This is a genomic window from Porticoccus sp. W117, assembly GCF_030341905.1.
Taxonomy (GTDB): domain Bacteria; phylum Pseudomonadota; class Gammaproteobacteria; order Pseudomonadales; family Porticoccaceae; genus SCSIO-12696.
Map to the genome: position 1 here is coordinate 182,598 of NZ_JATAAF010000002.1, position 12,706 is coordinate 195,303.

At 51.9% G+C, this 12,706-nt stretch carries 8 protein-coding genes; 3 read left to right on the plus strand and 5 right to left on the minus strand.

Annotation, left to right across the window (positions count from 1 at the left end; all coding sequences use genetic code 11):
* Positions 1-101 precede the first annotated feature (101 nt).
* The 3 genes from QSV34_RS02580 to QSV34_RS02590 all read right to left on the minus strand — a co-directional run bounded on the left by QSV34_RS02580 (position 102) and on the right by QSV34_RS02590 (position 5,292).
* Positions 102-1,619, minus strand: coding sequence for a SpoVR family protein (locus tag QSV34_RS02580; RefSeq protein WP_289151735.1), 1,518 nt, complete (start codon positions 1,617-1,619; stop codon positions 102-104).
* A gap of 232 nt (positions 1,620-1,851) precedes the next feature.
* Positions 1,852-3,135, minus strand: a complete 1,284-nt coding sequence (locus QSV34_RS02585) for a YeaH/YhbH family protein (RefSeq protein WP_289151736.1) — start codon at positions 3,133-3,135, stop codon at positions 1,852-1,854.
* A gap of 234 nt (positions 3,136-3,369) precedes the next feature.
* Entirely contained in the window at positions 3,370-5,292 is a 1,923-nt protein-coding gene (locus QSV34_RS02590; RefSeq protein ID WP_289151737.1) for a PrkA family serine protein kinase, read from the minus strand.
* Positions 5,293-5,673: 381 nt separating this feature from the next.
* Here QSV34_RS02590 and QSV34_RS02595 point away from each other — a divergent pair, with 381 nt between their 5' ends.
* Together QSV34_RS02595 and QSV34_RS02600 are read left to right on the plus strand one after the other, a co-directional pair.
* Positions 5,674-5,913 (plus strand): type II toxin-antitoxin system Phd/YefM family antitoxin, encoded by a 240-nt coding sequence (locus tag QSV34_RS02595; RefSeq protein WP_289151738.1) that lies wholly within the window; start codon positions 5,674-5,676, stop codon positions 5,911-5,913.
* Positions 5,910-6,341 (plus strand): type II toxin-antitoxin system VapC family toxin, encoded by a 432-nt coding sequence (locus QSV34_RS02600; protein WP_289151739.1) that lies wholly within the window; start codon positions 5,910-5,912, stop codon positions 6,339-6,341. Before QSV34_RS02595 ends, QSV34_RS02600 begins: the two co-directional genes overlap by 4 nt.
* A 28-nt stretch (positions 6,342-6,369) precedes the next feature.
* Here QSV34_RS02600 and QSV34_RS02605 read toward each other — a convergent pair whose 3' ends face one another.
* A complete protein-coding gene (locus tag QSV34_RS02605) occupies positions 6,370-6,795 on the minus strand; it encodes a hypothetical protein (protein WP_289151740.1) in 426 nt (141 codons plus the stop codon).
* 81 nt (positions 6,796-6,876) lie between these two features.
* On the minus strand, positions 6,877-8,859 hold the full coding sequence (locus QSV34_RS02610) for a sodium-translocating pyrophosphatase (protein WP_289151741.1): 1,983 nt from the start codon (positions 8,857-8,859) through the stop codon (positions 6,877-6,879).
* Between the two features lie 396 nt (positions 8,860-9,255).
* Here QSV34_RS02610 and QSV34_RS02615 point away from each other — a divergent pair, with 396 nt between their 5' ends.
* Positions 9,256-12,543, plus strand: a complete 3,288-nt coding sequence (locus QSV34_RS02615; protein WP_289151742.1) for a VPS10 domain-containing protein — start codon at positions 9,256-9,258, stop codon at positions 12,541-12,543.
* Positions 12,544-12,706 lie beyond the last annotated feature (163 nt).

Sequence of the window (12,706 nt, forward strand, 5' to 3'; positions counted from 1 at the left end):
CCCTGTTTTTATTGTTATAGCGCTAGTGTATTGGGTTTTCCTGAAATGTGAATGTTTTTTGGCATTTTTTTGACAAAAAAGCGGAAAGAGTGCCGTTGCGGTTATTCTTCGCCAGATTTTTCCTCACGGCGGGGCGGATAGTGAAAGATTTGTACCACTTCGTCATCGGTGATGGATTCCAGCTTGATATCAAACTTCCACAGTTGATGCAGGTAACGCATCACCGGCTCGGTGGTGTCACCTAATGGACGGTTGTTGTACTGGCAGTGTTGCAGAGTTAAGGAGCGGTCGCCACGCACATCTACTTCGCTGATCTGGATATTGGGTTCTATATTGCCCAGGTTGTAACTGGCGGCTAAATCCTGGCGAACTTGTTTGTAACCTTGCTCGTCGTGAATGGCGCCTACTTCCAGATGATCTTGCTGGTCGTCGTCGACAATGGTGAACAGTTTTAAATCACGGATCACTTTGGGTGACAAGAACTGCAAAATAAAACTGTCGTCCTTAAAGTTCTCCATGGCAAAGTGCAGGGTGGTAAGCCAGTCGCTATCAGCAATATCCGGAAACCATTCGCGGTCTTCTTCGGTGGGATTTTCGCAGATACGGCGAATATCCTGCATCATCGCAAAACCCAGCGTGTAGGGGTTGATGCCGCTGTAGTAGGGAGAGTCGTATTCCGGCTGGTAGATGACGTTGGTGTGGTGCTGTAAAAACTCCACCATAAAGCCGTCGTCCACCAGCCCTTGTTTGTACAGGTCGTTGACGATGGTGAAATGCCAGAAGCAGGCCCAACCTTCGTTCATCACTTTGGTTTGCCGTTGCGGGTACAGGTATTGGGCCACTTTGCGCACAATGCGCACCACCTCCCGTTGCCAGGGCTCCAATAAAGGCGCGCTTTTCTCAATAAAGTACAACAAATTTTCTTGAGGTTCTGATGGAAAAACCGGGTGTGCCCGGGTAGTTTCTTCCGCTTCTTTAACAGGAATGGTTTTCCACAATTCGTTGACCTGCTGTTGCAGGTGGGCTTCTCGTTCCTGCTGCCGTGTTTGCTCCTCCTGAATAGACAACGGGTAGGGCCGCTTGTAGCGGTCGACACCGTAGTTCATCAGGGCGTGGCAGGCGTCCAGCAGAGATTCCACTTCGTCCACACCGTGGCGTTCTTCGCATTGAGCGATAAAGTTTCGCGCAAACAGCAGGTAGTCAATGATCGAGCTGGCGTCAGTCCAGGTCTTAAATAAATAGTTATTTTTAAAAAATGAATTGTGGCCGTAACTGGCGTGGGCGATCACCAGCGCTTGCATGCACATGGAGTTTTCTTCCATCAAATAGGCGATGCAAGGGTCGGAGTTGATTACGATTTCGTAAGCCAGCCCCATATGGCCGCGCTTATAGCTGTTCTCCATGCTTATAAAGTGCTTGCCGAACGACCAGTGATGATAATTGATGGGCATGCCAGAAGACGCGTAGGCATCCAGCATTTGTTCGGAGTTGATCACTTCAATTTGGTTGGGGTAGGTGCTTAACCGATAGCTGTCGGCGATGGCGGCAATGGCGTCGTCGTATTCCTGCAGCAGTTCGAACGTCCATTCGGAGGTGGTGGAGATGGGCTTGTTGCTCATTTGTGGCCTCCGTGCCAGAGGAGGGTTGAGAGGCTGTTGGTTAGTGGTCGCACGTCGCACGCTTTACGTCGCACGCTAAAGCCAAGCGCCTTGTCAGATAATTTTGTGTCATCCCCGCGAAGGCGGGGATCCATGCCTATGGTGAAGTAGGAAGGTGGATTCCCGCCTACGCGGGAATGACGGTACAAACAAGGCGTGCGACTTGCGACGTCAGACGTGCGACCAAGGTTTTTCACGCCACCTCCAACGGTTTGCCAAACAACTCCCTGAACACCGGATAAATATCCTCTGGCCCGGTGATGTGTTGCATGGCAAAGGCTTGAGGGTTGCTTTGCAGCACTTGTTGGTAGGATTCCCAAAGCGGTTTTGGACCGCGACTGGAGATTTCCACGTAGGAGTAATACTGCACCAGGGGCAGAATATCGTTGCCCAGTACTTCAATACAGCGTCCGCAGTCTTCCGGCCAGTTATCGCCGTCGGAAGCCTGGGCACCGTAAATATTCCATTCGTTCACCGGGTAACGGGCTTCGACAATGGCTTTCATTAAATCCAGGGCGCTGGATACTACGGTGCCGCCGGTTTCCCGTGAGTAGAAAAATTCTTCTTCGTCTACTTCCTTGGCGGTGGTGTGGTGGCGAATAAATACCACTTCGGTTTTGTCGTAATTGCGTGACAGGAATAAATACAAAAGGATAAAAAATCGCTTTGCCAAGTCTTTGGTTTTTTGATCCATGGAGCCGGATACATCCATCAGACAAAACATGACTGCCTTGGATACTGGCACCGGTTCCTTGCGGTGGCGACGGTAGCGAATGTCGATATCGTCCAAAAACGGTACCGCGTCGATACGGCGTTTCAGACCGGCAATTTTTTCTTCCAGTTCAGCAATGCGATCTTTGAAACTGTCGTCCTGAGTAGTGAGCAGGGTTTTCAGTTCCGCTTCTGCCTGACGCAGTTGGCGGCGTTTGCCCATGGTCATGGCCAGGCGGCGGGCACTGGCGCCGCGCATAGAACGCAATACATCGATGTTGTTGGGGGTGCCCTGATTGGCGAAACCGGCGCGCACCCGTTTAAATTCTTCGTTGCCCGCCAGTTGCCGTTTGGTGAGGTTGGGCAGGGCCATATCTTCAAATAGGAAATCCAGAAATTCCTGCTGGCTGATTTCAAACACGAAATCGTCCATGCCTTCGCCCTGGTTACTGGCTTTGCCTTCGCCAGCGCCCTGGCCACCACCACCTTCCGGGCGGGGTAATTGGTCACCGCGAACAAACTCTTTGTTGCCAGGCAGCACATGAGTGTTACGGCCACCGCTGCCGTGCTGAAAAACCGGCTCGGTTAAGTCCTTTCCGGAAATGCCAATTTTTTCGCCACCTTCAATATCGGTAATGCCGCGTTTGCGCAAACGCTCCGCCACCGCTTCCTTTATCTGGGCTCGATGACGGCGCAAAAATCGCTGGCGATTAACAGCGCTTTTGTTTTTTGAGTTCTTTCGCCGATCTATAAAAAAGTTAGACATTTGCGCAGGACTCCAAGGGTCGCACGTCTGACGTCGCACGTCGCACGCTAAAACCCAACTTAAATATTTTTTGGGCTTTGCCATTTAAGAGTGGCCGCTATTTGCGACTATCTCGACAGGCTAAAGCCTGACCTACAGGGTGCCTTGTTTTAGCGTGCGACGTCAGCTTTCCTTTTAAACGTAAGGCGACGTGCGGCCTCCAGCCAGGCACTCATTACTTTCAGCTTCTGCAATTTATTGAGACTTTCTCACCCTCAAATACCACTCCGACAACAACCGAACCTGTTTCTCGGTATAGCCACGCTCTACCATCCGTTGCACAAAGTCTTGATGTTTCTGCTGGTCTTCGGCGCTGGCTTTGGCGTTGAAAGAGATAACTGGTAGCAGGTCTTCGGTGCTGGCGAACATCTTTTTCTCAATCACTGAACGCAATTTTTCGTAGCTGGTCCAGGCAGGGTTTTTGCCCTGATTGTTGGCTCGGGCGCGCAGTACAAAGTTGACAATTTCACTGCGGAAGTCTTTCGGGTTGCTGATGCCTGCCGGTTTTTCGATTTTTTCCAGTTCGTCGTTGAGAGAGGCGCGGTCAAGAATTTCGCCAGTTTCCGGGTCGCGGTACTCTTGATCCTGAATCCAGAAATCCGCGTAGGTGACGTAACGATCAAACAGGTTCTGGCCGTACTCGGAGTAGGATTCCAGATAAGCTGTCTGGATTTCCTTACCAATAAACTCGATGTAATTGTGGGCCAGGAATTCTTTAATAAAGTTCAGGTAGCGGTCGTGAACTTCGCTTGGGAACTGCTCCTGCTCAATCTGGTTTTCCAACACATACAGCAGGTGTACCGGGTTGGCGGCTACTTCCGTGGAATCGAAATTAAACACTTTCGACAGCGTTTTAAACGCGAAGCGGGTAGACAGTCCGTTCATGCCTTCGTCCACACCCGCATTGTCGCGGTATTCCTGAATGGACTTGGCCTTGGGGTCGCGATCTTTCAGGCTTTCGCCGTCGTAGATGCGCATTTTGGAATAAACGCTGGAATTTTCCGGCTCTTTCAATCGCGACAGCACCGTAAACTGCGCCAGCATATCCAGGGTGTCCGGTGCGCAAGGGGCGGTAGACAGGGAGCTGTTTTGCAGCAGTTTTTCGTAAATCTTGATTTCTTCGGTAACGCGCAGGCAGTAGGGCACCTTGACGATATACACCCGGTCGATAAAGGCCTCGTTGTTCTTGTTGTTCTTGAAGGTCTGCCATTCGGACTCGTTGGAGTGGGCTAATACCACACCTTCAAAGGGGATGGCGCCGATGGCTTCGGTGCCGTTGTAGTTGCCTTCCTGGGTAGCGGTCAGCAGTGGGTGCAGCACCTTAATGGGCGCTTTAAACATCTCCACAAACTCCATCAACCCCTGATTGGCAGTACACATGCCGCCGGAGAAACTGTAGGCGTCCGGGTCGTTTTGCGGGTATTCCTCCAGCTTGCGAATATCCACCTTACCCACCAGGGAGGAGATGTCCTGGTTGTTTTCATCGCCGGGCTCGGTTTTGGATATAGCGGTCTGGTCGAGAATGGAGGGAGTCAGTTTGACCACCCTAAACTGGCTGATATCGCCGCCGTATTCGTGCAGGCGTTTTACCGCCCAGGGCGACATCACTGTACTCAGATAGCGCTTGGGAATGCCGTACTCTTCTTCAAGAATGGCGCCGTCTTCGCTGGCCTGGAACAACCCCAGTGGAGACTCAAATACTGGAGAGCCTTTCAGGGCATAGATGGGTTGCTTTTCCATTAGGGATTTCAACTTTTCAGCCAGCGAGGACTTACCGCCCCCCACTGGGCCCAACAGATAGAGAATTTGTTTTTTCTCCTCCAAACCCTGAGCGGCGTGGCGGAAGAAGCTGACGATGCTCTCAATGCATTCCTCCATACCAAAAAAATCATCAAACACCGGGTAGCGTTTGATGATTTTGTTGGAGAAGATGCGGCTTAATCTGGGGTCTTTGGAGGTGTCTACCATCTCCGGCTCGCCAATGGCCAAAAGCATTCGCTCGGCGGCTGTGGCGTAGGTTGAAGGGTCACTTTTACACAGCTCCAGATACTCCTGAATGCTGTATTCCTCCATCTGTGTGGCTTCGTAGCGCTGCTGGTAATGGCTGAAAATAGTCATGAGTCTCTCCTCCGTACCATTTCTGACCTTTCGTTGCTGATTTAACTCCCACTTTTTTCTATCTGGTGCTATTTTTACCTTAAATAACACTTTTGTCTTTTCAGGCAACGCCGCTGAAAGTCGGCTATATTTTTAAGGCTAACCTTTGTAAAAAATGCCCCGATTAAACCTTGATACAGTCTAGTCGTCGCCTTTCTGGCAAAACTTGAATACACAATAAACAAACACCCAGGCCAACGCTTGGTTGACTAGGGTGTTTTTGTAGTATTGGTGACGGTTTGTGACCATTGAGTCATAAACTTAAGATTGGGGTAGCTATGGTTTGATAATTTATAACTGGTCTAATAGACTGGTCTTTAATTTTAGGCAGGGAGTTATAACATGCTCGAAGAAATAGGCAGCTATGATGCAAAAACCAAATTAGCGGAAATCCTGCGCCGGGTGGAGTTGGGTGAGTCATTTACCATTACCAAGCGCGGACGGCCTGTCGCTGATGTTGTTCCCAGCCAGAGCGGCAAACGTTCATCGGTAAAAACAGCGGTTGAAAATATCTTGTCGGCCAAGAAACATCCAGTTTCAGATGAATACCTGGATGAGCTGAAAAAAGAAGGCCGAAAATGAAACGGTTTGTCCTGGATAACTCTGTAGCCATGCGATGGTTGCTTGAAAGCCCCAAAAAAGCTGACCAGAAATACGCTGAGCTCGTGCTGCAAAGCCTTGTTGATGCAAACGCCGTTGTTCCTCACCTGTGGCATATCGAAGCGATCAGTGTTTTATTGGCAGAAGAAAAACGCGGGGGCTTGCAGGCTGCCGACGTCGAGCGCTTTATCGCGCAGCTGGAAAACTTGCCAATAGACGTTGATCACTTGACAGCTCATCAAGCGTTTAGCCGAACTTTAAGTCTGTCCAGAGCATATAAACTATCAGGTTATGACAGTACATATTTAGAATTAGCGATAAGGGAGGGTCTGCCGCTGGCAACACTGGATAAGGATTTAAGAAAGGCAGCTATTAAAGCGGATGTTGAAATTTATTTGGTGAATGATTGAACAGTAAATGCAAATCCATTCTCTGTTCCTACTGTGGCCAACATTCAATCCGCTTTCCGCTTGCGTCTACTTTAAGGATGCTCTTGATGTCAGATAGTCTAAATGCATGAACAATATTGATGTTTTTAAATCGAGGATCACTTAGCTTAGTTACTACTCCGGTGATCGTTACATAAGTATTCTTGCATTCTTGCTCAATAAATTGTTCATTTCCCTCTGGGTAAACAATACCAATTGAAGAACCGAAATCTATCATTTCCCAATGTTCTTTCGTCAGAAAAAGTTGGAGGTGACCAGCCTTTCCAAGAAAACCAGAAACGACGACTTCACTTCCAGCACAAGACTCTGGGTCAACCAGCACCTTCGCAAGAGGTAAAACACCCCCGGCAGGGGCTTTCCCGCAGGAGGCTAGCAGTAATATTAATGCAACTAGGCTAACTCTCATAAATTCCATGACAGCTTATCATAAGCACTTGGACTCATTAAAAAACCTGGCTATCTTGAAGATAGCCAGGTTTTTTTGTGGCATTGTGCCTTACAACAATGGCGCAATCACCAAACTGACAATTGCCATCACATTAATCAAAATATTCATGGAAGGCCCAGAGGTGTCCTTGAACGGGTCGCCCACGGTATCACCCACCACAGCGGCAGAGTGAACATCGGAGCCTTTACCGCCCAGGTTACCTTTTTCCACGTATTTTTTGGCGTTATCCCAGGCGCCACCGGCGTTGGCCATCATTAGGGCCAGCAGCACACAGCCCAACAGACCGCCACCCAGTAAGCCACCAAGTGCTTCTGCGCCTAAACCAAAGCCCACTAGTGGCGGGGCGGCGACGGCAATAGCGCCGGGCAGCAACATGCGCTTGAGTGCAGCCGTAGTGGCGATATCTACACAACGTGCAGTATCGGGTTCTGCTTTGCCCTCCAGCAGACCGGTGATCTCCTTAAACTGGCGGCGGATTTCGCGAATCATATCGAAAGCCGCGTCGCCCACAGCGGTCATGGTAATGGAGGCAATCAGGAACGGAATGCAACCGCCGATAAACATACCCACCAGCACCAGCGGGTTGGACAGTTCTAGTGAAAAATCTGGCACGTTCACCTGCACGGTTTCGATAAAAGCAGCAATAATTGCCAATGCTGCCAGTGCAGCAGCACCGATGGCGAAGCCTTTGCCAATAGCGGCAGTGGTGTTGCCCAGCTCATCCAGAGAGTCGGTGATCTCGCGAGTCTCCTCACCCATACCACCCATCTCGGCGATACCGCCAGCGTTATCCGCTACCGGCCCGTAGGCGTCGATGGCCATGGTAATGCCCACGGTAGACAGCATACCCACTGCGGCGATGCCCACACCGTACAAACCTGCCTGAGCGGTAGAAATGTAAATAATGGCGCCAATAAACAGAATCGGCAGTACCACCGACTGCATGCCCACTGCCAGGCCGGTAATCATAATAGTGGCCGGGCCGGTTTCACCGGAGCGGGCAATTTTGCGAACCGGGCCGCCGCCGGTGTAGTACTCGGTCACCAAGCCAATCAGGATGCCGCCCACAGCGCCGCTGAGTACCGCGTACCAGACGTTGGTTTCAATGCCCATGCAGTCCATCAGAAACCAGGCGGCGATAACAAAGATGATGGGTGCGGCGAAGGTGCCGGTGCGCAATGCTGCGCTGGGCGCTGAGTTGGAACGCAAACGCACCAGGAAGATGCCCAATACCGAAGCCACCAAGCCAATGGAGGCCAGCGCCAGTGGCAGGAACATCAGTTCGCTGCTGTTAACAGTAGCGGCGATGGCAATAGAGGCGATCATAGAGCCGCAGTAGGACTCGAAAATATCCGAACCCATACCAGCCACATCACCCACATTGTCGCCCACATTGTCGGCGATCACGCCGGGGTTGCGGGGGTCGTCTTCGGGAATGCCAGCTTCCACTTTACCTACCAAGTCGGCGCCCACGTCGGCACTCTTGGTGTAGATGCCGCCACCCACACGGGAGAACAGCGCTACTACCGAGGCACCCATACCAAAGCCATGCAGGGTATGTGCGGTGTGAGGATCGCCACCGAAGTAGTAGTAAAGTGAGCCGAGGCCAACAAGGCCAAGAGAAGCCACACACAGTCCCATAATAGAACCGCCAAAGAACGCTACAGACAATGCAGCAGCCGGCCCTTTGGTATTGGCCGCCGTAGCGGTGCGCACATTGGCTTTGGTGGCGGAGAACATACCCAACCAGCCGGCAATGGCGGAGCTCAATGCACCCACAAGGAATGCCAGGGCAGTACCACCTCCCAAATCAGAGAAGTAAATCAGCACCAGTAGCACAGCAGCGAAAATCGCCAACATGCTGTATTCCCGACGCATAAACACCATGGCGCCAATATGAATCTGGTCAGCGATTTTTTTGATGCTGGCTTCCCCTTCCGGGTAACGCACAACAATTCGGTAGATAAAAAAGGCAACGATCAGGCCCACAACCCCGAGAAGGGGCGGAAGCAGGGCAGGGTTGTCAAACATGGATACCCCCGGTAGATGAGTTGGTGATACTGCTATTTATTGGTTATTTGTCAGTACTGCTTGTGCGACTTTACTCGGACTGTAAGGAGTAACAGGGTTGTTATTTCTGAACCGCCGCCAGCAGGGATGCTGGCAACGAGCTTACACGGATGCTTATTTTGGTTAAATAAAGTACAGCGTGTTCAGAAATAACAACCCTGTTGCTCCCACGTTTGCCTATAGAGGCGCACTCCAACGCCGCCTATATAACCCTAGTTAGGTATGGGCTGTAAAGTAAATGGCTGCCTGATGGCGCTGTAAACCCCGGTGAACGGTCTTGATTGAGGTCGGCCACAGACTTTTCGTCCCATTAATACTAAATTCGATTTCCATTCGCCTCAGCCTTGGAGTTTGCTCATGAATACCGTCAGTCAGTTTCTTATCTGTACTTTGTTAGCCGGCCTTTTTGTGTTTTCTCCTCCTCAGGCAATTGCCGCCGATAAAGACGGCCCGATGAAGTCAGAAACCTTTAACGGCCTGGAATTTCGCAATATCGGCCCCGCGTTTATGTCCGGTCGCATCGCCGATATCGCTATCGACCCCAACAACCGCAACACCTGGTTTGTGGGTGTGGGTTCAGGGGGCGTGTGGAAAACCACCAATGCGGGCACCACCTGGACGCCGGTATTCGACAAGCAGCCGGTGTATTCCATCGGTGCAGTGGTGATTGACCCAAGCAACTCCGCCAGGGTTTGGGTAGGCACCGGGGAAAACGTCAGTGGTCGCCATGTGAGTTTTGGTGATGGTATCTATTTGAGCACTGATGGCGGCCAGAATTGGGAGAACAAAGGGCTGGAGAATTCCGAACATATCTCTGAAATCATTGTTCACCCCACTGACCCCAACACGGTTTGGGTGGCTGCGCAGGGGCCGCTGTGGTCAAAGGGCGGCGACCGCGGTTTATTCAAAACCACCGATGGTGGCGACACCTGGAAGCAGGTTCTTGGTGATAAAGAGTGGATTGGTGCTACGGATCTGGTGATTGACCCGCGCAACCCGGATCGCCTGTATGCAGCAACATGGCAACGTCACCGCACCGTGGCCGCGCTGGTGGATGGCGGCCCTGGTACCGCGTTGTATCGCAGTGAAGATGGCGGTGAGAACTGGCAAAAACTTAAAACCGGTTTGCCAGGGTCGGATATGGGCAAAATCGGTTTGGCCATATCGCCTATCGACCCGGATGTGCTCTACGCCGCCATTGAATTGGATCGCCGTACTGGCGGTGTGTATCGCAGCAGTGACCGCGGTGCCAGCTGGACCAAAATGTCTGACGCTGTGGCCGGCGCCACCGGCCCGCACTACTACCAGGAACTGTACGCCAGCCCCCACAATTTCGACCAGATATTCCTCGCCAACAACCGCATGTTGCAATCCAACGATGGCGGCAAAACCTTTGCTCCCATGAGGGAAGAGTTTAAACATCCGGACAACCACGCCATGGCGTTTCTGCCAGATGACAAAGACTACATGATGGTGGGCTCCGACGGCGGCATCTACGAAAGTTTTGACAACGGCGAGCACTGGCGTTTTATCGATAACCTGCCGGTGACCCAGTTCTACAAACTGGCACTGGATGACAGCGAGCCGTTTTACAACATCTATGGCGGCACCCAGGACAATGGTACCCAGGGTGGGCCGTCGCGCACCGACAACGCGAATGGCATTCGCAACGCCGATTGGGAAATGGTGCTGTTTGCCGACGGCCACCAGCCCGCCACTGAGCCGGGCAATCCGGACATTATGTACGGTGAGTGGCAGCAGGGTAATTTGATGCGCATCGATCGCACCACCGGCGAGCTGGTGTATATCCAGCCACAGCCCAAACCTGGTGAGCCAGAAGAGCGTTTTAACTGGGATGCGCCCATTCTGGTCAGCCCTCATAAACCCAGCCGTCTTTACTACGCTTCTCAACGGGTATGGCGCAGTGAAGATCGTGGCGACAGCTGGACGCCCATTTCCGGCGACCTCACCAAAAATCTGGAGCGCATTGAACAGCCGATTATGAATGGCCAGCCCGGCTGGGATGCGGCTTGGGATATGTGGGCGATGTCTGAGTACAGCACCATTACCTCGTTGGCGGAATCGCCATTACAGGAAGGTCTGCTGTACGCGGGCACCGACGATGGTCTGATTCAGGTGAGTGAAGACGGTGGCAACAACTGGCGCAGCACCAAAGTGGGTAGCTTGCCCGGCGTGCCAGACAGTGCCTTTATCAACGACATTCGCGCCGACCTGTTCGATGCCAACACGGTTTACATCGCCTTGGATAATCACAAATTTGGCGACTACAAACCGTACCTGCTGAAAAGTACCAACCGGGGCAAAAGCTGGAAATCCATTAGCTCAACACTTCCAGATAAACATCTGGTATGGCGTTTGGTGCAAGACCATGTCAAATCGGAACTGCTGTTTGCCGCCACCGAATTTGGCGTGTTCTTTACCGTGGACGGCGGCAAAAAATGGCTGGAATTGAACGGCGGGTTACCCACCATCGCCTTCCGTGATATTGGCATTCAGCGTCGGGAAAACGACTTGGTGTTGGCCAGTTTTGGCCGCGGCTTTTTTGTGTTGGATGATTACAGCGCACTGCGAGATATTTCTGAAGCCAGTCTTAACAATGAAGCGCAACTGTTCCCCACCCGTAAAGCCTGGTGGTATGTGGAAAAGGGGCCGGTTGATCGTTTTGAATTCAAAGGCTCCCAAGGCCATAGCTATTACGCAGCGCCCAACCCGCCCTTTGGTGCGGTGTTTACCTACTACTTGAACGACAAGATGAAAAGCGCCAAAGAACGCCGTCAGGCAAAAGAAAAACCCTTAAAAGAAGCCGGTAAGAACATTGTTTTTCCCGGTTGGCAGGCGGTGGAAGCCGAGCGCCGCGAGCAGCCGCCTAAAATCTGGCTGACTGTAAAAGACAGTGACAACAACGTTGTTCGCCGGGTTGAGGGCAGCAATAAAAAAGGCGTTAACCGAGTCGCCTGGGATTTGGCATTGCCAGGAGTTAATGTGATAACTAGTCCGAAACCAGCGGCGGATAATCGCTACATCAAATCCCGTTTTATGGCAGCCCCCGGCGAATACAGCGTCACTTTGTCAAAAGAGGTAAACGGCCAGGTAACGGTATTGCAAGGCCCGCAACAATTTACTGTGGAGAAAATGAACCAGGGCGCACTGCCGGGCTCGCCGATGGAGGCCACCGTCGCATTTTGGAAGGAAGTCAGTCAGGCCAAGCGGGATGCCGGTGCGGTTTACCAGGGGTTGAAAGCGGCTACGGATAAAGTGGCTATGCTGCAACTGGCGATCCAACAATCCAGCGTTGAGCCGGGTAGTTTGGATGCGGAATTGCACCAGCTGCGCAGTCAGCTATTGGAGATTAACCACCGCCTGAACGGTGATCAGTCAAAAGCGGAGGTGTACCTGTCCAACGCCAAGACCATTCAAAACTTGATTTTTGTGGCGGAAAGTGGCACTGCGTTCTCTTCCTATGGGCCAACGCCCACCCATAAAGAAAGCTTGGCCTGGGCGCAACGACAGCTGACGGAAGAAGGTGAAAAGCTGCGTCGTATCGTTGAGGTGGCCATTCCTGCGGTAGAGGAAAAACTGAAAGCGGCGGGTGCGCCTTATGTTAGTGGGCAGGCGTTGCCGTAAACTTATATTTGTAGCCCGGGTGCAGCGCAGCGAAACCCGGGAACACACAACCTATCATGTTCTGGCCCCGGGTTTCGCTGCGCTGCACCCGGGCTACTCATCAGTAGACATGGGTCATTGCAAATCACACTAACCATCACCCTTTCTTGAAAACTCCTACTGC